The sequence below is a fragment of the Ruegeria sp. BG8 genome, assembly GCF_056538325.1.
Map to the genome: position 1 here is coordinate 356,163 of NZ_JBQFSZ010000003.1, position 22,472 is coordinate 378,634.

Sequence of the window (22,472 nt, forward strand, 5' to 3'; positions counted from 1 at the left end):
AAATTTACCATCCTCAGGACGCTGATATGACAACCCTCGTATTTGGACATAAATCCCCCGACACCGATTCCACCGGCTCTCCGATCCTGTGGTCGTGGTACCTGAACGAAGTCAAAGGCGAACAGGCCGAGCCTGTTCTGCTGGGCGAACCCAACACCGAGGCCGCGTTCATGCTTCAACGCTGGGACTTGCCTAAACCGCGTATCATTGACGACGTAGATGCGGATGCACCGGTTGTCATCGTCGACACCAACAATCCGGCGGAATTGCCCGCCAGCGTCAACAGCGCCGACATCCGCGCCATCATTGACCACCACAAACTGGTCGGTGGTCTGGAAACCAAAGGCCCAATCGACATCACCGTGCGTCCACTGGCCTGCACCGCGACGATCATGGTTGACCTGATGGGCGACGACGCCGCCAAAATGCCTGACGCCGTCAAGGGCGCAGCGCTGACCTGCATCCTGTCGGACACGCTGGAATTCCGCTCACCCACCACAACCGCGCATGACCGTGCAGTGGCCGAGAAACTGGCAGCCGAATTGGGTCTCGACGTCTCAAGCTATGCCTCCGACATGTTCGCGGCAAAGTCGGATGTTTCGTCCTTCTCGGACGCAGAACTGATCCGCATGGACAGCAAGGAATACGAAGTCGACGGCACCAAGTTCCGCGTCTCGGTTCTGGAAACCACTGCTCCGGGCGTTGTGCTGGACCGCAAAGCGAGTCTGGCCGAGTCGATGGTCGGTGTCGCGGAAGAAGACGGCGTAGATCAGGTTCTTCTGTTCGTAGTCGACATCCTGAACGAAGAAGCCACTTTGCTGGTTCCAAATGATCTGGTCAAAGGCGTTGCAGAGAAAAGCTTCGGCGCGTCTGTCGATGGCGACGCAGTAGTCTTGCCAGGCATCATGAGCCGCAAAAAGCAGATCATACCCAACCTCAAGGTTTGATAGAAACAGAGGGCGCCCTGCGGGGCGCCTTTTTTTTTGCGAGGCTCTGCCTCGCGCTCCGGGATATTTTTAGCCAGATGAATAGAGGATCCCTTGCTTCATCTGGCCCCAAATATCCTGGGGGAGTCGCCCGGAACGGGCGGCGGGGGCAAAGCCCCCTACTGGCCAAACGGGTCAGGCTCTGCCATAGGCTTACGCATTCATTCAGCCGTGCCAACAGGGGCCTATCATGACGCAGATCATCCACACATTGTCCGAAGTCTCTGGCCATTACAAAGCGCTCTTCGTCGACCTGTGGGGCTGCGTGCATAACGGTATCACCGCTTACCCAGAGGCAGTGGCTGCGCTGCAGGAGTATCGGGCTGCGGGTGGTATTGTTGTTCTGGTGACCAACTCTCCGAAACCACGTGCAGGTGTGGCGCATCAACTTGAACAATTCAACGTGCCCGCGGATGCTTATGACACAATTGCCACCAGCGGCGACTCCGCCCGGTCTGCCATGTTTCGCGGTGCGGTGGGTGAGAAAGTCTATTTCATGGGGGAATGGGAACGTGATGCCGGGTTCTTTGAGCCACTAAAGCTCCTGCACCACCCTATCCATATTGAACGCGTTCCCTTGGATCAGGCCGAAGGTATCGTTTGTTGCGGCCCATTTGATCCAATGGCTGATCCTTCCGTCAACCGCGCAGATTTCCTGTACGCCAAGCAGAAGGGAATGAAGTTGCTGTGCGCCAATCCTGACATCGTTGTCGACCGCGGCGAGATACGAGAATGGTGTGCCGGTGCTCTGGCCAAGCTTTATACAGAAATGGGGGGCGAGAGTCTGTATTTCGGCAAGCCACACCCTCCCATCTACGATTTGGCACGACGCAGGTTGCAGGAATTGGGTCAGGATATCCCGGACGGCGATATCTTGGTGATCGGTGACGGCCCTCATACGGATATTCTGGGGGGTATGGGCGAAGGGATTGATTCCCTTTTCATTTCCGGAGGGCTGGCCGCGGCCGAGACCAAAACGTCGCACCATCCGCACCACGAATCCCTAACTGATTATATTGCAAGGGAAAATATCAATCCAACCTATACGATTGGCAAACTACGCTAGTCAAAAAAGTCTTGATTTTCTGCATCTGCAAAGTAATAAAGTTGCTCAACACGGGCAACTGTAGTTCTTTTGTTGCCCCTTGAAATTAAGTGAGGGCGACATGTTGGACAACCTTCCACGCGGAACGATCTGCATTGAAGACATCGAAATGGGCATGACCCGCCACCTGCGCAAAGTGGTTACGGACGAAGATATCGAGATGTTCGCGCAGGTATCAACAGATCGAAATCCGGTGCATTTGGATGACGACTATGCTCGCGACACGATTTTCCAAGGTCGCATCGCGCACGGCATGCTGACGGCCGGGCTGATTTCGGCTGTGATCGGTGAACAGCTGCCCGGCCACGGCACAGTGTATATGGGACAATCGCTAAAGTTTCTCGCCCCTGTTCGCCCTGGCGACATGGTCTATGCCGAGGTCAAGGTTGTGGATATCGACTTTGCCAAGCGCCGCGTGAAACTTGATTGCCATTGCGCCGTCGACGGCAAAAAGGTTTTGGTTGGCGAAGCTATGGTGCTGGCACCGTCTCGCAAATTCGACTGACCTGCCGGGCGCTTATGCTGAGTCTGCTTGAAGTCTGGAACGCGCCAGCCAGTCACAGGATTGATACATAAAAGCGGCATGGTTCGACCACTTTGGTTATCCGGGCCGAAAAGCTCATGAGCCGCTTTAACACCTACATTCTCTGCACCACCCCACGTAGTGGCAGTACAATGCTGTGCCGGATGCTGACCGACACTGGTGTGGCGGGCCGACCGAAATCGTATTTTCACGACCCTTCTGTATTTGCGTGGCTACAGTACCTGGGGCTCGAAAATGCACAATTCGATAGTCAAAGATTTGCTGTGGCCGCAGCCTTTTCAGAGGCCAAGAAACTTGGGCAAGGAAACAGTGATTTTTTTGGCCTGCGTCTTCAGGGTCGCAGTCTGAAATACCTTCTGAGCCAACTCGCTATATTGCACCCTGAAGAAAGAAACGATCTGCACCGCATCGAAACCGCTTTTGGGGCGACGCGTTTTTTGTATCTGACACGCGAGAACACGCTGGATCAGGCGATCTCATTTGTTAAGGCCAAGCAATCCGGTCTATGGCACAAAAGGAGTGACGGAACCGAGCTTGAGCGGTTGGCTCCTGCCGCGGAACCTGTGTACGATGCTGCCGCAATCTCTGCCCATATGAGCGAATTTGAAGGTTTGAACCGCGACTGGCAGAGTTGGTTTGCACAGCAAAACATCACTCCGGTGCCCCTGACATATGAGCAATTGGCCAAAGACCCTCGGGGTGTTTTAAAGACTGTCTTGGATGCGCTTAATCAGGACGCGTCCGTCATCAAAAACGTATCCGTGTCCACGGCGAGGCTATCCGATTCCGTGAACCAGGAATGGGCTGCCCGTTTCCGGTTTGAACACCCGACGCTTTGATCGTGCAAACAGGCGCTTGAACCTGTCTCGCAGTCCCGCTAGGCAGACGCTATGCGGATCATCCGGGATTTTCAGTTCATCGAACCTCAGGACCGAGGCGCCAGCGTCGCGATCGGGAATTTTGACGGCGTTCACATTGGTCACCGGTCGGTGATCGAGCTCGCGCGGAATGCAGCCCCCGATGCGCCATTGGGCGTGATGACGTTCGAGCCTCATCCGCGAGAATACTTCGCGCCGGACACCCCTCCTTTTCGCCTGATGCGCGGCAATGCCCGCGCGCATCGCCTTGAAAAACTGGGTGTGCAGAAACTTTATGAACTGCCCTTCAACGCGGCGCTTGCCGGATTGAGCCCCGAGGATTTTGCACACAACGTGATCTGTGCCGGTCTTGGGCTTTCGCATGTGGTTGTCGGGGCTGATTTCTGCTTTGGCAAAGGCCGCGCCGGGACAGCGAGCGATCTGGTCAAGTTCGGAGAAGAGATGGGATTTGGGGTAACGATCGCCCCCCTGATGCAGCGGGCAGAAAACGTCGTCTCTTCGACTGCGATCCGCACGGCATTGACCGAGGGCCGCCCGCGTGACGCTGCAACAATGCTTGGGCACTGGCACCGGATCGAAGGAGAGGTCATCGGCGGTGAACAACGCGGCCGTGAACTGGGCTTTCCGACAGCGAACATGTCAATCGAAGGCCTCCACCCACCAAGATTCGGGGTCTATGCGGTGTTGGTCGACGTGTTGGACGGCCCACACAGGGGCAGCTACCACGGCGCGGCCTCTGTTGGCACAAGGCCGATGTTCAATGGCGAAATCCCCAATATCGAAACGTTCCTGTTCGACTTTTCCGGTGACCTCTATGGCGCGACACTGTCAGTCGGGTTGGTCGATTATCTGCGACCCGAGCTGACATTTGATGGGTTGGACGCATTGATCGCCCAGATGGATGCTGACTGCGAAAAAGCCCGGTCCATTCTGGCTGCGCTATGACCAAAGATCCGATTGACCGCAGCGGGCTATCCGACCGGTTCTGGGAACGCAAACCGCTGACCAAGATGAACCAGCATGAGTGGGAAGCGTTGTGCGACGGCTGCGGCAAGTGCTGCCTGAACAAACTTGAGGACGAAGACACAGGCGAAGTCGCCCTGACCTGCGTTGCCTGCCGCCTGCTGGATGACGAGAGCTGCCGCTGCACCCAATACGACATCCGCCACCAATTCGTGCCGGAATGCATCGTGATGAAGCCCGACAATATCGACCAGCATGCTTATTGGCTGCCTCAGACCTGCGCCTATCGGCTGCTGTGGGAGGGAAAGCCACTTTACGACTGGCATCCATTGATATCAGGTACACCGGACAGCGTGCATGCCGCTGGGGTATCGGTACAGGGGCGCACTGTGTCCGAATTCGAAACCCCCATCGAAGAGTGGGAAGACTATATCATCGAGGAGCCCAACTGATGTACTTCGCCTCTGATAATTCCGGCCCGGTCCACCCACAGGTCATGGCAGCTTTGAATGCGGCCAATGAGGGCTATCAGATGGCCTATGGGGCCGATACGCTGATGAACGAAGTGCGCGACCGCATTCGTGGGATATTCGAGGCACCGGGGGCTGCGGTGTACCTGGTCGCGACCGGAACAGCGGCGAATTCACTGGCGTTGGCCACATTGGCAAACCCCTGGGACACTGTGTTTTGTTCGCCAGTGGCACATATCCACGAAGATGAGTGCAACGCGCCCGAATTCTACACAGGTGCGAAACTGACACTGGTGCCGGGTTCTGACAAAATGACCGCCGATGCGTTGCGCCAGTCCATTCTGGGTGAGGAAACGCGGGGCGTACACGGCCCGCAACGCGGGCCCGTATCCATCACACAAGTCACCGAGCGTGGTTCCGTCTATACACTGACCGAATTGCAAGAGCTGTGCGGCGTGGCCAAGGAATATGGCTTGCCCGTGCATCTGGACGGCGCACGTTTCACCAATGCTCTGGTCGCCCTGAATTGCACTCCGGCTGAGATGACGTGGAAATCGGGCGTGGATGCCGTAAGCTTTGGCGGCACCAAAAACGGGCTTATGGGCGTCGAGGCCGTCGTGTTCTTTGACGAGACCAAAGCCTGGGAATTCGAGCTGCGCCGCAAACGAGGCGCGCATCTGTTTTCCAAGCATCGCTATCTGTCAGCCCAGATGGCCGCCTATTTGCAAGATGATCTGTGGTTGACAATGGCACGACAGGCGAACGCCAACTGCGCGCGCTTGACGGATGGTTTGCGGGTCAAGGGGGCCTCGTTCCTGCACGAGCCGCAGGCGAATATGATCTTTGCCCAGTTCTCTCGTGCGCGCCACAAACAGCTACACGCCGCCGGGGCGATCTATCATCTTTGGGGCGGCGAGCTTGAGGGCGACGACGACGGCGAAATACTGGCCTGCCGACTGGTCTGTGACTGGTCTATCAGCGCAGGGGATATAGACCGGTTCCTCGACTTGCTTTGATAAGCTGTGCCCGGCCAAGGTCTGGCCGGGCACGACTATCCGTTTGGAAACAGACGGTCCAAGCGTGCTTGTAACTTATCCCTTCATTTCGGCCAGATGCCGGTCCAGATCGTCCAAACGATCCTGTCCCCAAAACCGCTGACCGTCTTCGGTGATGTAAAACGGTGCACCAAACGCCCCAGCGTCAACTGCTTCTTCCAAATTCGCCGCATAGGTGTCTGCCCCATCCAGCAAACCGCTGTCAGCCAGGTTCGGGTCAAACCCCGCTTTGCTGAGACAGTCGCGAATAACATCATCCTGCGCGATATCCTTTTCCTCGGCCCAGCAGGCGCGCAGAAGGGAATGGACCAGCTGTCCGACGTCCCCCGACCCATCTTTGGCCGCTGCGATCACGGCATAAGAGGACGGCGCCATATTGGTCGGCCAATGCGCCGGCTTCATGTTGAAGTCGATCCCAAGGTTCTTGGACTGCCGCTGCAGTTCTTGCGCCCGGTATTCGATGCGGGAAATGTGCCGATCCTTAGGGGGCGTGCCGCCGGTACGTCCGAACAGGGCCATGATATCCAGCGGTTTGTAGTTGATCGTCGCGCCGTGTTTCGCCGCCACCTCCTCAAGCCGGGTCCCGGCCAGATAGGTAAAGGGCGAGATCGTCGCAAAATAGTAGTCAATTGTGGCCATGTTCACTTTCTCCGCTGCAAAATCTTTGCGAGACGGTAAGGCCATGCTAAGCGGTGTCAACATCACGAATCTGTCACAATAGCCTTTGCTGCCCGGGGACCTCAGCCGATGCCGACACTTCACGAACCCAAGCTTATTGCTGGGAACGCAAACCTACCGCTTGCCGAATCTATTTCTCGCCGGATGAGCCTGTATCGCGGTGTCGACCAGGGCTTGGTCGACGCGCGGGTCGAACGGTTCAATGACGGTGAGATTTTCGTCGAGGTTTTCGAGAATGTGCGTGGCGAGGATATGTTCATCGTCCAACCAACCTCGAACCCGGCAAATGACAACCTTATGGAATTGCTGATCATTGCGGACGCGCTGCGCCGGTCGTCCGCCCAGCGGATCACTGCCGTGATCCCCTATTTCGGTTATGCCCGCCAGGATCGCCGGACCAAAGCCCGCACACCCATCAGCGCCAAGCTGGTCGCCAACATGCTGACCGGGGCCGGGATCGAACGTGTCCTGACCATGGACCTGCATGCAGCACAGATTCAGGGCTTTTTCGACATTCCGGTGGACAACCTCTATGCCTCGCCCATTTTCGCACTGGATGTGAAAAACCAGTTCAAAGATCAGATGGATGAGATCATGGTGGTCTCTCCCGACGTGGGCGGTGTGGCGCGCGCGCGCGAGCTGGCCAAGCGGATCGAAGCGCCGCTGTCGATCGTGGATAAACGTCGCGAAAAAGCCGGTGAAGTGGCCGAAATGACGGTGATCGGGGATGTCAAAGACAAGATTTGCCTGATCGTCGACGACATGTGCGACACGGCCGGAACGCTTTGCAAAGCGGCGCAGGTGCTGCTGGATAACGGTGCGAAAGAGGTTCATTCCTACATCACCCACGGCGTCATGAGCGGCCCTGCGGTCGAACGCGTGACCAATTCGGTGATGAAGTCGCTGGTTCTGACCGACACGATCCAGCCCACCAAAGAGGTCGCGAAGGCCAAAAACATCCGGATCGTGCCGACCGCACCGATCTTTACGCAGGCGATCCTGAACATTTGGAACGGTACCAGCGTGTCCTCACTGTTTGAGGATAAGACCCTGACGCCGATCTACGAGTCCATGTACCACATGGACTGATACGAACGGGCGGCATCCTGTGCCGCCCTTTTCTTTTGCAACTCCCCTTCAAAGCAGGACGCTTCTGTGACACCCGAAAAACGCATCGTTCTTTCCAGCGACCACGCAGCGATAGAGCTGCGCCAAGCCGTAGCTGAGCACATCACAGCGCAAGGCTGGGATGTGGTGGATATCGGCCCCAAGACGCCTGAGAGCACGCATTACCCCATTCATGGCAAAGCCGCGGCTGAGGCTGTCGCGACGGGGGATTGTCAGCTTGGCATCGTCCTTTGCGGCACCGGTCAAGGCATCATGATGGCCGCGAACAAAGTACCCGGAATACGGTGCGGTGTATGCTCGGATGCTTTTTCGGCGCGTATGATCCGCCAGCACAACAACGCGAACATGCTTTCTATTGGCGCGCGTGTTGTCGGTGAGGGTCAGGCATTGGATATCGTTGACGCATTCCTGAGTGCTGATTTCGAAGGCGGACGGCACGCAACGCGCGTGGACATGATCGAGCCAGAGATCGACTGATCAGCCCTTTAAGAAATATTCCAGTCATCCTCGTGTGGTACGTCGCCAATAGCGGTCCAGGCCACTCGTATTCGTGCGACGCGCGTGTCTGACCATGTGCGGAAAACTGCTTCGAAACCTTGTGGTGTGATGTTCTCGGCTTTTACCTCGGCTCTCAGGGCCGAGGTGGTATCGACATCCCAAAGGGATATTCCAACCTGAACCACAGGCGTAGAGCGAAACGGTTGATTAAAAACGACAGCGGTGCGCCTTTCCCGCGCGCCATTGCCTGTCCACATGTCGCCTCCATCTGTGAACTCGGAGAACAGAACAGTCTCACCTTGGTCGATGCCAATCGGATGGGTTCGAAACGTCTTCATCTTTGTTGTCTTTTGCTATCAATCTCGAACACTTAATCTGAGACTTTGATGAAATCACGACAAAAAAACGGCCCCGCACTACGAGGCCGTTTCTAATGTTTCTTTTGCAACAAGCCTTTACAGGCTCATATGCGTCCCAAGCGCTTCCATGTCGGCCAGCAGTTTGGCTGCATCGTCAACGATGGTCTGATCTTCACCAGCCTTCGCAGCCTCATGCGAGGCGCGGGCTTCTGCGATCAGGTCATCCAGATGCGACCGGGTCACTTCGCTAACCGGAATGGCCTTTTCGGCCAGAACCGACATGCTGTCGCCGTTGATCTGGGCAAACCCGCCGGTGACCAGGTATTCGCTGGCTCCTGCGGGTGCCTCAACCTTTAGCAGACCGGGGCGCAGCGTGGTGATGGTGGGGGCATGATCGGGCATCGCCGTCATGTCCCCGTCCGCGCCGGGAATCTGGACCGCGGTGGCCTCAAGCGAAGCAAGGCTCCGCTCGGGGCTGACGAGGTCGAATTGCATCGTGTTTGCCATCAGGGATACTCCTTAGGCGGCTTCTGCGGCCATCTTTTCCGCTTTGGCGATCACTTCGTCGATGCCGCCAACCATCAGGAAGGCCGCTTCGGGCAGGTGATCGTATTCGCCAGCCACAACGGCCTTGAACGACGAGATGGTGACATCCAGAGGAACCTGAACGCCCGGCGAACCGGTGAAAACCTCGGCCACGTCGAACGGCTGCGACAGGAAGCGTTCGATCTTACGGGCACGGGCCACGGTCAGTTTATCTTCTTCCGACAGTTCGTCCATGCCGAGGATGGCGATGATGTCCTGCAGCGACTTGTAGCGCTGGAGGATCTGCTGAACGTCGGTTGCAACCGCGTAGTGCTCTTCACCAACGATGGCCGGGTCCAGCAGACGCGACGACGAGTCGAGCGGGTCAACAGCCGGGTAGATACCCTTTTCCGAGATCGCACGGTTCAGAACCGTGGTTGCGTCCAAGTGAGCAAACGATGTTGCCGGCGCGGGGTCGGTAAGGTCGTCCGCAGGCACGTAGATCGCCTGCACCGAGGTGATCGAGCCCGACTTGGTCGAGGTGATGCGTTCCTGCAGCGCGCCCATGTCGGTCGCCAGTGTCGGCTGGTAGCCCACGGCTGACGGAATACGACCCAGCAGAGCCGAAACCTCGGAACCCGCCTGCGTAAAGCGGAAGATGTTGTCGACGAAAAACAGAACGTCGGTACCGGACTGGTCGCGGAACTGCTCGGCCAGGGTCAGACCGGTCAGAGCAACACGCGCACGCGCTCCCGGAGGTTCGTTCATCTGACCGTAAACCAGGGCCACCTGCGATTCCGACAGGTTGTCGGGTTTGATCACGTTCGATTCGATCATCTCGTGGTACAGGTCATTCCCTTCACGGGTCCGTTCACCAACACCCGCAAACACGGAAAAGCCCGAGTGCACTTTTGCGATGTTGTTGATCAGTTCCATGATGAGAACGGTTTTACCAACGCCCGCACCGCCGAAGAGGCCAATTTTACCGCCTTTGGCGTAGGGGGCCAGCAGGTCCACAACCTTGATGCCGGTCACCAGGATTTCCGACTCGGTCGACTGTTCGTCGAACTCGGGTGCGGGCTGGTGGATCGCGCGGGTTTCAGTTGCAGCAACGTCGCCTTTTTCGTCGATCGGTTCGCCGACCACGTTCAGGATTCGGCCCAGGGTGGCGTTACCAACCGGAACCGAGATCGGTGCGCCGGTGTCGGTCACGGCTTCGCCGCGGACCAGACCTTCGGTCGCGTCCATCGCGATGGTACGGACGGTGTTTTCACCCAGGTGCTGAGCAACTTCCAACACCAGGCGCTTGCCGTTGTTGGTGGTTTCCAGCGCGTTCAGAATTTCAGGCAGTGCATCATCGAACTGCACGTCAACGACGGCCCCGATGATTTGTGTGACTTTGCCTTTTGCATTCGCCATGTTTCGTCTCCGGTATGTCTCTACAGCGCTTCGGCGCCGGAAATAATTTCAATCAGCTCGTTGGTGATCACGGCCTGACGCGAGCGGTTGAACTGGATCGTCAGCTTGTCGATCATCTCACCCGCGTTGCGTGTCGCGTTGTCCATTGCGGACATCCGTGCACCCTGTTCAGACGCTCCGTTTTCGAGCAGAGCCGAGAAGATCGCGGTCGCGACCCCCTTGGGCAGCAGGTCGGCCAGAATGGCCTCTTCGCTGGGCTCATAGTCGAAAATGGCACCGCTGTCGTCACCCTCGGTTTCCTCGAAAGAGGCCGGGATGATCTGCTGTGCCGTCGGGATCTGGGTCACAACGTTGACGAACTTCGAGTAGAAGATCGTGGCAACATCGAACTCAGCCCCATCAAAGCGAGACAGGATGTCCTTGGCGATGTCCTGCGCGTTGGTGTACCCAATGCGCTTGACCTCGCTCAGGTCGATATGTCCAACGAACAGATCGGCAAAGTCGCGTTTAAGAGCGTCACGCCCCTTCTTGCCGACGGTCAGAACCTTGACCGTCTTGCCTTTGCCGCGTAGCTCTTCCGCTTTTTGGCGGGCCAGCTTGGCGATGTTCGAGTTGAAGCCGCCGCACAGGCCGCGTTCAGCTGTCATTACAACCAGCAGATGGACATCATCACTGCCCGTACCACGGAGCAGCTTGGGGGCACTGTCGCTGCCCCCGACCGACGCCGCCAGCCCCGCCATCACGGCATTGAACCGCTCGGCATAAGGGCGCGAGGCTTCGGCAGATTCCTGGGCGCGGCGCAGTTTTGCAGCCGCGACCATCTGCATGGCCTTGGTGATCTTGCGGGTCGATTTGACCGACTCGATCCTGTTTTTAAGGTCCTTCAGACTAGGCATCGGAACCCCCTATCAAGCGAAGGTCGCGGCGTATTCGTCGATCGCTGCCTTGATCTTGTCGGACGCGTCACCTTTGACCTTGGGATCTTCGTCGGTGATCCACTTTAGCAGGTCAGCATGCTTTCCGCGCAGGTGCGCCAGCAGACCGGCCTCATAGCGGCCAACGTCAGACACTTCGATCTTGTCGAGATAGCCGTTGGTGCCAGCGAAGATGACGCAGACGATTTCCGCGTTGGTCAGCGGCGAGTACTGCGGCTGCTTCATCAGCTCGGTCAAACGCGCACCACGGTTCAGCAGCTGCTGGGTCGCGGCGTCGAGGTCGGAACCGAACTGCGCAAACGCAGCCATTTCGCGGTACTGAGCCAGTTCCAGTTTCACCGGACCAGCAACCGACTTCATCGCGTCAGTCTGAGCCGACGAGCCCACACGCGAAACCGACAGACCGGTGTTCACAGCAGGACGGATGCCCTGATAGAACAGTTCGGTTTCCAGGAAGATCTGACCGTCGGTGATCGAGATCACGTTGGTCGGAATAAACGCCGAAACGTCACCACCCTGAGTTTCGATAACCGGCAGAGCGGTCAGCGAGCCTGCACCGAAATCTTCGTTCAGCTTCGCCGAACGCTCCAGCAGGCGCGAGTGGAGGTAGAAAACGTCACCAGGATAGGCTTCGCGTCCGGGCGGACGACGCAGCAGCAGGGACATCTGACGATACGAAACAGCCTGCTTCGACAGGTCATCATAGATGATCAGCGCGTGGCGGCCGTTGTCTCGGAAGTATTCGGCCATCGCAGTCGCCGAGTACGGCGCCAGGAACTGCATCGGCGCCGGGTCGGACGCGGTCGCGGCCACAACGATCGAGTATTCAATCGCGCCGGACTCTTCCAGTTTCTTCACCAGCTGCGCAACGGTCGAACGCTTCTGACCAACAGCCACGTAGATGCAGTACAGTTTCTTCGACTCGTCATCGCCTGCAGCGTCGTTGTAGACTTTCTGGTTCAGGATGGTGTCCAGAGCAACGGCGGTTTTACCGGTCTGACGGTCACCAATGATCAGCTCACGCTGGCCACGGCCGATCGGGATCATCGCGTCAACCGATTTCAGGCCGGTTGCCATCGGCTCGTGCACCGATTTACGCGGGATGATGCCAGGGGCTTTGACGTCTGCAACGCCACGTTTTGAGGCGTTGATCGGGCCCTTGCCATCCAGCGGGTTGCCCAGACCGTCGACAACGCGGCCCAGCAGTTCGTCACCGATTGGCACGTCCACGATCGAGTTGGTGCGCTTAACAGTGTCACCTTCTTTGATGTCACGGTCGGAGCCGAAGATAACGACACCGACGTTGTCGCTTTCCAGGTTCAGGGCCATACCCATGATGCCACCGGGGAATTCGACCATTTCACCCGCTTGCACGTTGTCCAGACCGTATACACGGGCAATCCCGTCACCGACGCTCAGCACGCGGCCGATCTCGGCCACTTCGGCTTCCTGACCAAAATTCTTGATCTGGTCCTTCAGGATTGCAGAAATCTCTGCAGCTTGGATTCCCATTTATCCGACCTCTTTCATTGCATTCTGTAGGGAGTTCAGCTTCGAACGGATCGAGCTATCGATCATTTTCGAGCCCACTTTAACGACAAGACCGCCGATGAGGCTTTCATCCACGGTCGCATTGATTGTCACGGTCTTGCCCACACGCTCAGACAGCGTCTTGGACAGTTTATCCATCTGTGTCTTGGTCAGCGCCTTTGCTGACGCGACTTCGGCGGTTACTTCGCCACGCTCTTCGGCCAGCATGTCACGCAGCACCTGCACCAGTTGCGGTACAACGAACAGGCGGCGTTTCTGTGCCATCAGACCCAGCGTGTTACGCAGGATCGGGTTCAGACCCATCTTGTCAGCTACTGCGGTGATTGCGCCCTCTTGCTCAGCGCGCGAAACCAAAGGTGATGCGATTAGGTCGCGCAGTTCGGCACTTTCGCCCAATGCTGCTGCCAGATCGTTGATACCGGTTTCCAGACCTGCGAGGTCTTTATTCTCTTTCGCGATCTCGAAGATCGCCGTGGCATAGCGCTCGGCTATGCCTGTGGAAATCGAAGCTGGTTCGGACACGTCCACCCTTCCGATATTTGAGGCCCCGATTTCGGGTAGCGGCCGCTACCTAGGGGCGTGAGGAAACCCCGTCCTTAGAGGGCGGGGATCAAAATCACCGGGGATGTAGCAGAGGTGTTCCAACCAAGCAATACGCTATAGCGGTAACAGTATTATCCACAAAATGTTTAATTACAACGCGTTAGCCGGGGTGCGACCCTTTTATCCGGTTAGGGCAGCTGAAAAATGTTACGAAAGTGTAGGTTTTTACGATTCCTGTGGCCCATTTCCTGCGATTTCACGATTTGGGTATGCCCAAAATCAAGGCAATCGCGCTATGCAGGTTTCAACAAACCATCCAAAGCCTGAATTGGCCTGCGCACTGCGTCTTTGGTCACGGTTCCACTGGGTGGGCGGATGTGCTTGGTCACTTCGACCATCAACACACCTCCAGCCATTACCGTCGGAATGCGTTGGCCGGTCTTTTCGATCAAGTTCCCCGATTTCAGCCAGAACCGCCGGAACGAAGGTGGCAGGTAAAGCGCCGAGCAGTGGCTTTCGGGGTTAAAATGGTGGGACTTGAGCTGATGTTCCAACTGCGACGTAGAATACGGTCTTCCGAACCCAAATGGTGTTCTATCGGATCGTGACCACAGCCCTGCCCGGTTGGGCACAATAAAGAACGCTTTCCCACCCGGCCCCAAGACACGCCAGCATTCATCCAAAAGCTCGTTTGGGCGCTGGGATGTCTCAAGCCCATGCATGACCACCAGCTTGTCTACGTGCCCTGTCTCAATCGGCCACAGCGTTTCTTCGGTCAGAACTGAAACGTTTGGCATCCCGGCAGGCCACGGCATGACCCCTTGCGGGCCCGGCATCAATCCTATGACACGACGCGCATCCGCCAGATACGGGCGCAGAAGCGGAACAGCGAAACCGAATCCCACAACCGTCTGGCCTTTGGCCTCTGGCCATTGCTCGATCAACCGACCGCGAATAGCTGCTTGCGCAGCACGGCCCAGCGTGCTGCGATAGTAGAAATTCCTCAGATCCTGCACATCAAGATGCATTGCGTACACCCGGTTAATCGGCTTAGCTGCACGCAGTCTAGCAACGAAAGGGCAAAAGGCCATGCCTCTTGAGATGGTCACCATCCCTTGCCTCAGCGACAATTACGCCTTTCTGGCGCATGACGCCGCGAGCGGCGATACCGCTTTGATCGACGCGCCAGAGGCCGCGCCCATAGTGGCAGAGTTGGAAAAAAGTGGATGGAAGCTTAGCCACGTGTTGCTGACGCACCACCATTTCGATCACGTCGACGGTTTGCCCGGCATACTGGAACGGTATTCGGCCAAAGTGATTGGTGCAGCAGCTGACGCCCATCGCTTGCCGCCCTTGGACCAGCAAGTAGCTGAGGGCGATGTTCTGGAAATCGGCGGCGAACCGGTCGAAGTGCTGGACGTCTCGGGCCATACCGTCGGCCATATTGCTTTTTACATGCCGCAGAGCGCTGTTGTCTTCACCGCGGATAGCTTGATGGCGCTGGGATGTGGTCGTTTGTTTGAAGGTACGGCCCCTCAAATGTGGGAATCACTGAGCAAACTGGCCGCCCTGCCTGATGAAACGGTGGTGTGTTCTGGTCACGAATACACTCAATCAAATGCCAAATTCGCCCTGACAGTCGACCCAGACAACGTCGCGTTGCAGAATCGAGCCGCTGATATTGACCGCGCGCGCGCAGCCGGAGAGCCCACGGTTCCATCAACACTGGCGCTCGAAAAGGCAACAAATCCGTTTCTGCGAGCCGAAGATCCGGCGATTCAGGCCCATCTGGGTATGGAAAATTCCGACGCTGCGTCAGTTTTCGCGGAAGTGCGATCTAGAAAAGACCGTTTTTAATGCCTATTTCGCGAACTTCACGGTCACGGTCACAACAAATGTGACTGTCAAGTGAAAGAAAACCCTTGAAGCCGGGCCATGATCAACCAAACTCTAATAGTATGAGGACATGGTTGGGATGGGGATCCGGCCTACAGCCCGCGCCCCTTCCGACCCAAGATAGAGGAGCACCCGCGTGCCTTCATTCTCGAGCACATTAGAACAAGCCATTCACGCGGCCCTGGCGGCTGCGAACGAACGGCGACACGAATTCGCAACGCTGGAGCATCTTCTCCTGGCGCTGTTGGAGGAGCCTGACGCCATCCGCGTCATGAAAGCCTGCAGCGTTGATCTGGAAGAGCTGCGCAGCACTTTGATCGAGTTTATCGACGAAGATCTCTCTAATCTCGTCACCGATATTGACGGATCCGAGGCGGTTCCGACGGCCGCGTTCCAACGTGTTATTCAACGCGCTGCAATCCACGTTCAAAGTTCGGGACGTACCGAAGTTACCGGTGCCAATGTTCTGGTCGCCATTTTCGCCGAACGCGAAAGCAACGCGGCCTATTTCCTGCAAGAACAGGACATGACGCGCTATGACGCGGTCAACTTCATTGCGCACGGCGTCGCGAAGGACCCCGCTTATGGTGAAAACCGCTCGGTTTCCGGCGCAGATCAGGTTGAAGACGAAGTTCAGGCCGGCGCTGGCGAGGGTGAGCAAAAAGAAAGCGCTCTGGGCAAATACTGCATCGACCTGAACGCCAAGTCCCGCGCGGGCGACGTTGACCCGCTGATCGGCCGCAGCGATGAGGTTGAGCGCTGCATTCAGGTGCTCTGCCGTCGCCGCAAGAATAACCCACTGCTGGTGGGTGATCCGGGTGTTGGCAAAACCGCAATAGCCGAAGGTCTGGCCCATAAGATCGTGGCCGGCGAGGCCCCCGATGTTCTGTCCGAAACCACCATCTATTCATTGGACATGGGCGCGCTGCTGGCGGGCACCCGCTATCGCGGTGATTTCGAGGAACGGCTGAAAGCGGTCGTCACTGAATTGGAAGAACACCCCGATGCCGTTCTGTTCATCGATGAGATTCACACCGTAATCGGTGCCGGTGCCACTTCCGGCGGCGCAATGGACGCGTCGAACTTGCTGAAACCTGCCCTGCAGGGCGGCAAGCTGCGCACTATGGGCTCGACCACATATAAAGAGTTCCGTCAGCACTTTGAAAAGGACCGCGCGCTGAGCCGCCGGTTCCAGAAAATCGACGTGAATGAGCCTTCGGTCGAAGACAGCGTGAAAATCCTGCGTGGTCTGAAGCCCTATTTCGAGAAACACCACGAGATAAAATACACTGCGGATGCAATCAAAACCGCCGTGGAGCTTTCGGCGCGGTATATCAATGACCGTAAACTGCCGGACAAGGCGATCGACGTGATTGACGAGGCTGGCGCGGCTCAACATCTGGTTGCTGAAAGCAAGCGTCGCAAGACCATCGGTGTTAAAGAGATCGAAGCCGTAGTAGCGAAGATTGCGCGCATTCCACCGAAAAACGTCACCAAGGATGATGCCGAAGTTCTGAAAGATCTGGAAGCGTCGCTGAAGCGGGTTGTGTTCGGTCAGGACGATGCAATCGTTGCCCTGTCCAGCGCGATCAAACTGGCCCGTGCCGGTTTGCGCGAGCCTGAGAAGCCAATCGGGAACTACCTGTTCGCTGGTCCGACTGGTGTAGGTAAGACCGAAGTGGCAAAACAACTGGCTGATACGCTGGGCGTGGAACTTCTGCGTTTTGACATGTCCGAGTACATGGAGAAGCATGCCGTCAGTCGCCTGATCGGTGCCCCTCCGGGTTATGTCGGGTTTGATCAGGGCGGTCTTTTGACAGACGGCGTGGATCAGCATCCGCACTGCGTGCTGCTGCTGGACGAGATCGAGAAAGCGCATCCCGACGTGTTCAACATCCTGTTGCAGGTGATGGACCACGGCGAGTTGACGGACCACAACGGACGCACAGTCAACTTCCGTAATGTGGTGCTGATCATGACCTCGAACGCAGGTGCGCAAGAGCAGGCGAAAGCCGCGATTGGCTTTGGACGTGATCGTCGCGAAGGCGAAGACACGGCTGCAATCGAACGCACCTTCACGCCTGAGTTCCGCAACCGTCTGGACGCGGTGATCTCGTTCGCGCCGCTGCCAAAAGAGGTCATTCTGCAGGTTGTCGAAAAGTTCGTGCTGCAGCTTGAAGCCCAATTGCTGGATCGGAACGTCACGATTGATCTGACACCCAAAGCAGCCGAGTGGCTTGCCGACGAAGGGTATGACGACAAAATGGGTGCGCGCCCACTGGGTCGCGTTATCCAGGAACACATCAAGAAACCTCTGGCCGAGGAATTGCTGTTCGGCAAACTCGCGAAGGGTGGTGTGGTCCGCGTATCGGTCAAGAAGGGTGAACTGAACCTGGAAATTCTGGGCCCTGACCAGCCTCGGATACCGGGTGACAAACCTCCGCTTTTGACAGCAGACTAAGTGCGGGCTGCATTGACAGCCATTCTATCGCTCGTTGCCGCCCAAGCAGCGAGCGATATCTCTTTGCAGCACCCCGTTGACTGCACGCTTAACCAGACCTGTTTTATTCAGAACTACGTTGATCAGGACACTACGCAGGGCGTGAGCGACTTTCGTTGTGGGCCGCTCAGCTATGATGGGCACAAAGGTACGGACTTTGCGCTGCGGTCATTGGCGGACATGGCATCGGGCGTAGACGTTTTGGCCGCAGCACCGGGTATTGTACGCGGAGTGCGTGATGGAATGGCTGATCGCCGTTACGACCCGGAACAAGCCGCATCAATTGCGAACCGCGAATGCGGGAACGGTGTCGTCATTGCGCACGAGGACGGCTGGGAGACTCAGTACTGCCACCTAAAAAATGGCTCTTTGCAGGTGAAGCAAGGCCAGCGCGTGGAGGCCGGTACAGTTATCGGTCAGGTTGGGCTTAGCGGCCTGACCCAGTTTCCGCATCTGCATTTGTCCGTGCGCAAAGACGGTCGTGTTGTTGATCCTTTTACGCCAGATGATGCGGCACAATGCGCGCCTTCGGAGTCCACCTTGTGGGATAACGTACCGGATTATGTCCCGGGTGCCTTGGTCTCTGTCGGATTTTCGGATGTCGTGCCCGAATATGATGATGTTCTGGCGGGCACAGCACAATCCAACGCACTATCACCGCAAGCCCCTGCCCTGGTATTGTTCGGCCATGCTTTCGGAGTTCAGGACGGCGATATAATGCGCCTTGTGGTGAACGGACCCGAAGGGGTGCTGACAACTCATGACGCGGTATTTGACCGAACCCAAGCCCGCGTTTTTCGTGCCGCCGGACGTCGTCGCCAATCAGAGCCCTGGCCGGTCGGAACATATACCGGAGTGATCTCGCTGTTGCGCCAAGGTACGGAAATCAGCCGCATGACAACGACCCTGACTGTGCGCTGAGCTTATCTCTCTGTCAGTTTCAGTTCGATCCGGCGGTTCTGCGCACGTGCTTCGGGTGTGTCTGCCGGGTTCACAGGTTGAAACTCACCAAACCCGTTCGCAGCAAGTCGGTTGGGCGGTATGCCCAATGCCTCGACCATATACAGGACAACTGACAATGCTCTGCCTTGGCTCAGTTCCCAGTTGTCACGATAGCGACCAGTCCCTGCCAAAGGCACATTGTCAGTATGGCCATCAACCCGGATAACCCAATTCAGCCCAGCCGGGATCTCGGCCGCCACGCTCCGCAGGATGTTGGCCACCTTTGCCACTTCAAGCTGTCCCTCAGGTGACAAAATCGCAGAGCCCGTGTCAAAAAGGACCTCAGAGGAAAACACGAAACGGTCCCCTTCGATCCGGACACCTTCCTGATCTCCCAAAACGTCGCGCAAACGACCAAAGAATTCGGACCGATATCGCTGCAGGTCTTCCGCCTGAGCGGTCAGCTCCTCGTTCTGGCCCGACAATGCTTCGGCTTCGGCTTCCAAACGTGCGCGTTCAGCCTCTTCCAAAAGGCGTCGTCGGCGCTCTTCCGACGCAGCCCGCGCCAGTGCCGCGTTGAGGTCCTGACCCAGCGTCTGGATACGGATATCTGCAGCGGCATTGCGCTCTTCATAGTCATCCAACAGCGCCTGCAACCCGCCCAACTGTTCACGCAGCGCCGACATTTGTTGGTTCAACAATGCCGTCTGACGCTGCGCTTTTTCGGAAATCGCCTGCTCCGCCGAAATCGCATCTCTGGCAACCGCAAGCAAATCCGCGCGCTCCTGAGCAAGTGTGCGTTGTTCATCAGCCTCGGATTGCGCCTGAAGCTGTGCAGCCAACGCGGCCTCGAGCTGTGCTTGAAGTTCTTCGGTGTTCAGTTCACCAAATTGGCGTTCCAATTCCGCCTGCGCAGCGCGTGCTGCGGCCAACAAGGTCAATGTGTCTTCTGCCTCTTGGCGTTGAGCCTCAAGCGCAAGCGTCATAGCCGTCAGCTCTGCATCCGCGTCCTGCAGTCGATTACGCAGATTTTCGGCTGCTGCGGCTTCAGCCAGACGCGCGGCTTCTTCTGCAGAAAGCTGCGCTTCGAGGTCCGAGATCAACGCTGCCTGATCCGTGCCACTTTGTTCCAGATCAGCTACAAGCGCTTCCAGCGCCTCGCGTCGAGCGGCTGCCAACCGGGCAGCCTCAGCCTGAGCGTCAATCTCAGCACGGCTTTGTGCAAGTGCCAGATTCAACGCCTCTTGTTCACTCAGCAGGTTTTCGCGCTCCGACTCCAGCGATGCGATCGCACCGCGCGACCGTTCCTGATCGGCAAGTAAAGCGGCAACCTGGTCTTCAAAATCCGTCAGTCGGATTTGCGCGTCTACCAATTCGCTCTCTACCTGAGACAAAGTTGAGTTCAGCGCGCCAAGCCGGGCTTCGAGGCGACTGTTTTCGCGCTCTTCCAAGCCCAAAGCCCCAGCAAGTGCGGCGACTTCGTCAGACAATGCTGTCAGTTCGTCTTCCTGGCCCGATATCGTCTCGCGCAGTACGAACTGCACCACCATGAAGATGGTCAGAACGAAGGTCAAAACCATCAAAAGCCCTGTGATCGCATCCACAAAGCCGGGCCATACTGAGCCCTGAAACCGCTGACCTGTGCGCCTGGACAGGGCCATAGGTTATTCTCCGTCCAGGCTGGTGCGCACAGCGCTCCGTGGCAGTGCGAGTGCTTTGGCAAGCAGCTCAAAGTCCTTGCGTTGCTCGTTCAGGGCTTCTTGGCGGCCAGCTGACATCTCTTCGAGAAGGCGCAGCAGTTGGACGTCCATCGACCGCAAGCGCATTCGGCTTTCGGCGTCTATGCCTTCACCTGTGCCCTGCTCGCGCATGTGATCCAGCAACGCATCCTGACCCAGAGCCACGCGCTCCAACGCCGCTGTCACCCCTTCGGTCTCAGACTGGCGCATATTCATTTCACCAATCGAGCTGACCAACTGCCCTAGCCTTGCAGATACGGCAGCACGGTCGGCCTCTTGCGCTTCGAACAAGTCCTGAAGCGCGTTCATCTGCTCTGACATCGCGTCCAAAACCGGGGTGAGCACTGCTATTTCCGCACCACCCTCATCACTCGACGCAAATCCGACCCGCGTAATTGATGACAGCCATTCTTCCAGTTCACGATAAAAACGGCTTTGCCCATGACCTGCAAACAGCTCAAGCAAGCCTACGATAAGGGATCCGGCAAGACCCAGCAAAGACGATCCAAAGGCCACGCCCATACCTTGCAGCTGTGCCTCAAGCCCAACCATAAGACGGTTGAAAACGGCCAGCCCCTCTTCGCCCTCCTGAGGGTTCAGGCTGCGGATCGTATCGACGATCGCGGGCACGGTGGTTGCAAGACCAAAAAACGTTCCCAACAAGCCCAGATAAATCAGAACGTTGGTGATATATCGCGTGATCTCACGCTCTTCTTCGACCCGTTCTGCAACCGAGTCGAGAATTGACCGGGTCGAACTTGAGCTGATCTGCGACCGTGCACCGCGCTCGCGCAGCAAAGACGCAAGCGGTGCAAGCAGTTGGGGTGTCCGGGCATCTTCGCGCACAACGCCGCCAACAAAGGCCTCAATCCATCGCACGGACCCGATCAGTTGAGTCACCTGATAGAAACACGCCAGGACACCGATGAAAAACACCAGCAGAATGAAACCGTTCAGATAGGGGTTCGCGTAGAAAACCGGCAATACGTATGGCAGCGCCATGAAAACGCCAAAGCCCGCCAGACCTATCGCAACCAACATCGTTACGATCTGACGAATGGGTTGCGAGAAATGTGGTCTCGCGCCCTGATGTGCCTGCGCCATGCGCGTTATTCCCGATTTCTATCTGCTCTGAGATGAATCTAGCGAAAATCCGCCGGTTACGCCAAGGGTTTATGCGGTTAAGCTGCGGACCCGTTGCGCCAACCACTCAAGATCAGGGTCTCGCAAGCCAATCTCGGCCAGATGTTCAGCCGTATTATAGAGATATTCCGTGTTAGGACCCCGCCCTCCGACCGCATGGGCGATGATTTGGGCCTGTTCTTCCAACGGCATACCACCACAATACTGAACATGATCCTTCTCGATCACATATGTGACAGCAGTGACCGGTTCGCCATTGTCCAATTGAACATCCAGCATCTTTTCAACATAGGCAGACGAAATCAGCTCACGCTCACGCAATTCTTGCAACGTCCGGTCTTCGTGTCCGGCCTCGACAGCCAGGGCCAAGCCCTTGCAATGTGCATCGCCTTGCTCATCCAGCGCCAGAACAAGGCCGGGATGGTCTTCGGTGCCGCGGTGGTGGATCGAACTCATGCAAAACGAGCGGGCATATCCGTGCAGGGTGGCGCGTTCGCTGCGGGCCACGGGGAAGCCGGGGTTCCACAGCAGTGACCCATATCCGAAAACCCACATCGTCATAACTCTGGTCCTTGCCCGTTTGGGCCTATAAACATCAAATTCAAGGCGGGAAAA

The 22,472-nt window shown here is 57.1% G+C and carries 23 protein-coding genes; 12 read left to right on the forward strand and 11 right to left on the reverse strand.

Annotation, left to right across the window (positions count from 1 at the left end; genetic code table 11):
- Window positions 1–26: 26 nt before the first annotated feature.
- From ACR0DG_RS09315 to ACR0DG_RS09345, 7 genes are all read left to right on the forward strand, one after another.
- The gene (locus ACR0DG_RS09315; protein WP_480696502.1) at window positions 27–947 is read left to right on the forward strand and encodes a manganese-dependent inorganic pyrophosphatase; all 921 of its coding nucleotides are present in this window, start codon (window positions 27–29) and stop codon (window positions 945–947) included.
- Between the two features lie 229 nt (window positions 948–1,176).
- Window positions 1,177–2,052, forward strand: coding sequence for a TIGR01459 family HAD-type hydrolase (locus tag ACR0DG_RS09320; RefSeq protein WP_480696504.1), 876 nt, complete (start codon window positions 1,177–1,179; stop codon window positions 2,050–2,052).
- A gap of 100 nt (window positions 2,053–2,152) precedes the next feature.
- Window positions 2,153–2,596 carry a MaoC family dehydratase gene (locus tag ACR0DG_RS09325; RefSeq protein WP_480696506.1) on the forward strand — a complete coding sequence of 148 codons (444 nt, stop codon included), beginning with the start codon at window positions 2,153–2,155 and terminating at the stop codon, window positions 2,594–2,596.
- A 116-nt stretch (window positions 2,597–2,712) separates the two neighbouring features.
- Window positions 2,713–3,474 (forward strand): Stf0 family sulfotransferase, encoded by a 762-nt coding sequence (locus ACR0DG_RS09330; protein WP_480696508.1) that lies wholly within the window; start codon window positions 2,713–2,715, stop codon window positions 3,472–3,474.
- 51 nt (window positions 3,475–3,525) lie between these two features.
- A complete protein-coding gene (locus tag ACR0DG_RS09335; protein WP_480696510.1) occupies window positions 3,526–4,458 on the forward strand; it encodes a bifunctional riboflavin kinase/FAD synthetase in 933 nt (310 codons plus the stop codon).
- Entirely contained in the window at window positions 4,455–4,928 is a 474-nt protein-coding gene (locus tag ACR0DG_RS09340; RefSeq protein ID WP_480696512.1) for a YcgN family cysteine cluster protein, read from the forward strand. Before ACR0DG_RS09335 ends, ACR0DG_RS09340 begins: the two co-directional genes overlap by 4 nt.
- Window positions 4,928–5,962, forward strand: a complete 1,035-nt coding sequence (locus ACR0DG_RS09345) for a threonine aldolase family protein (RefSeq protein ID WP_480696514.1) — start codon at window positions 4,928–4,930, stop codon at window positions 5,960–5,962. The genes ACR0DG_RS09340 and ACR0DG_RS09345 overlap by 1 nt, the downstream gene beginning before the upstream one ends.
- Window positions 5,963–6,037: 75 nt before the next feature.
- On the opposite strand, the gene ACR0DG_RS09350 is transcribed toward ACR0DG_RS09345, so the two are convergent.
- Window positions 6,038–6,640: a DsbA family protein gene (locus ACR0DG_RS09350; protein ID WP_480696516.1), complete on the reverse strand. Its 603-nt coding sequence runs from the start codon at window positions 6,638–6,640 to the stop codon at window positions 6,038–6,040.
- 108 nt (window positions 6,641–6,748) lie between these two features.
- Between ACR0DG_RS09350 and ACR0DG_RS09355 the strand changes: the two genes are divergently transcribed.
- Window positions 6,749–7,768, forward strand: a complete 1,020-nt coding sequence (locus tag ACR0DG_RS09355; protein ID WP_480696517.1) for a ribose-phosphate pyrophosphokinase — start codon at window positions 6,749–6,751, stop codon at window positions 7,766–7,768.
- 66 nt (window positions 7,769–7,834) lie between these two features.
- Entirely contained in the window at window positions 7,835–8,284 is a 450-nt protein-coding gene (gene rpiB / locus ACR0DG_RS09360) for a ribose 5-phosphate isomerase B (protein ID WP_480696518.1), read from the forward strand.
- Window positions 8,285–8,292: 8 nt separating this feature from the next.
- Here rpiB and ACR0DG_RS09365 read toward each other — a convergent pair whose 3' ends face one another.
- The 7 genes from ACR0DG_RS09365 to ACR0DG_RS09395 all read right to left on the reverse strand — a co-directional run bounded on the left by ACR0DG_RS09365 (window position 8,293) and on the right by ACR0DG_RS09395 (window position 14,665).
- Window positions 8,293–8,643: an H-type lectin domain-containing protein gene (locus ACR0DG_RS09365; RefSeq protein ID WP_480696519.1), complete on the reverse strand. Its 351-nt coding sequence runs from the start codon at window positions 8,641–8,643 to the stop codon at window positions 8,293–8,295.
- 117 nt (window positions 8,644–8,760) lie between these two features.
- Window positions 8,761–9,171 (reverse strand): F0F1 ATP synthase subunit epsilon, encoded by a 411-nt coding sequence (locus ACR0DG_RS09370; protein WP_480696521.1) that lies wholly within the window; start codon window positions 9,169–9,171, stop codon window positions 8,761–8,763.
- Window positions 9,172–9,183: 12 nt separating this feature from the next.
- Window positions 9,184–10,608, reverse strand: a complete 1,425-nt coding sequence (gene atpD, locus ACR0DG_RS09375) for a F0F1 ATP synthase subunit beta (protein WP_480696522.1) — start codon at window positions 10,606–10,608, stop codon at window positions 9,184–9,186.
- 20 nt (window positions 10,609–10,628) lie between these two features.
- On the reverse strand, window positions 10,629–11,504 hold the full coding sequence (locus ACR0DG_RS09380; RefSeq protein WP_480696524.1) for a F0F1 ATP synthase subunit gamma: 876 nt from the start codon (window positions 11,502–11,504) through the stop codon (window positions 10,629–10,631).
- 12 nt (window positions 11,505–11,516) lie between these two features.
- Window positions 11,517–13,055 (reverse strand): F0F1 ATP synthase subunit alpha, encoded by a 1,539-nt coding sequence (gene atpA / locus ACR0DG_RS09385; RefSeq protein ID WP_480696526.1) that lies wholly within the window; start codon window positions 13,053–13,055, stop codon window positions 11,517–11,519.
- The gene (locus ACR0DG_RS09390) at window positions 13,056–13,616 is read right to left on the reverse strand and encodes a F0F1 ATP synthase subunit delta (RefSeq protein WP_480696528.1); all 561 of its coding nucleotides are present in this window, start codon (window positions 13,614–13,616) and stop codon (window positions 13,056–13,058) included.
- A 314-nt stretch (window positions 13,617–13,930) separates the two neighbouring features.
- Window positions 13,931–14,665, reverse strand: a complete 735-nt coding sequence (locus ACR0DG_RS09395; protein WP_480696530.1) for a methyltransferase domain-containing protein — start codon at window positions 14,663–14,665, stop codon at window positions 13,931–13,933.
- Between the two features lie 61 nt (window positions 14,666–14,726).
- On the opposite strand from ACR0DG_RS09395, the gene gloB reads away from it, so the two are divergent.
- The 3 genes from gloB to ACR0DG_RS09410 all read left to right on the forward strand — a co-directional run bounded on the left by gloB (window position 14,727) and on the right by ACR0DG_RS09410 (window position 18,954).
- On the forward strand, window positions 14,727–15,494 hold the full coding sequence (gene gloB / locus ACR0DG_RS09400; RefSeq protein ID WP_480696532.1) for a hydroxyacylglutathione hydrolase: 768 nt from the start codon (window positions 14,727–14,729) through the stop codon (window positions 15,492–15,494).
- Between the two features lie 175 nt (window positions 15,495–15,669).
- Window positions 15,670–17,994 (forward strand): ATP-dependent Clp protease ATP-binding subunit ClpA, encoded by a 2,325-nt coding sequence (gene clpA / locus ACR0DG_RS09405; protein WP_480696534.1) that lies wholly within the window; start codon window positions 15,670–15,672, stop codon window positions 17,992–17,994.
- A gap of 12 nt (window positions 17,995–18,006) precedes the next feature.
- Entirely contained in the window at window positions 18,007–18,954 is a 948-nt protein-coding gene (locus tag ACR0DG_RS09410; RefSeq protein WP_480707117.1) for a M23 family metallopeptidase, read from the forward strand.
- Window positions 18,955–18,956: 2 nt separating this feature from the next.
- Here ACR0DG_RS09410 and ACR0DG_RS09415 read toward each other — a convergent pair whose 3' ends face one another.
- The 3 genes from ACR0DG_RS09415 to ACR0DG_RS09425 form a co-directional block, all read right to left on the reverse strand.
- Window positions 18,957–20,636: a peptidoglycan -binding protein gene (locus ACR0DG_RS09415; RefSeq protein ID WP_480696538.1), complete on the reverse strand. Its 1,680-nt coding sequence runs from the start codon at window positions 20,634–20,636 to the stop codon at window positions 18,957–18,959.
- 3 nt (window positions 20,637–20,639) lie between these two features.
- Entirely contained in the window at window positions 20,640–21,818 is a 1,179-nt protein-coding gene (locus ACR0DG_RS09420) for a biopolymer transporter ExbB (protein WP_480696540.1), read from the reverse strand.
- Window positions 21,819–21,887: 69 nt separating this feature from the next.
- The gene (locus ACR0DG_RS09425) at window positions 21,888–22,418 is read right to left on the reverse strand and encodes a gamma-glutamylcyclotransferase (protein WP_480696542.1); all 531 of its coding nucleotides are present in this window, start codon (window positions 22,416–22,418) and stop codon (window positions 21,888–21,890) included.
- Window positions 22,419–22,472: the final 54 nt, after the last annotated feature.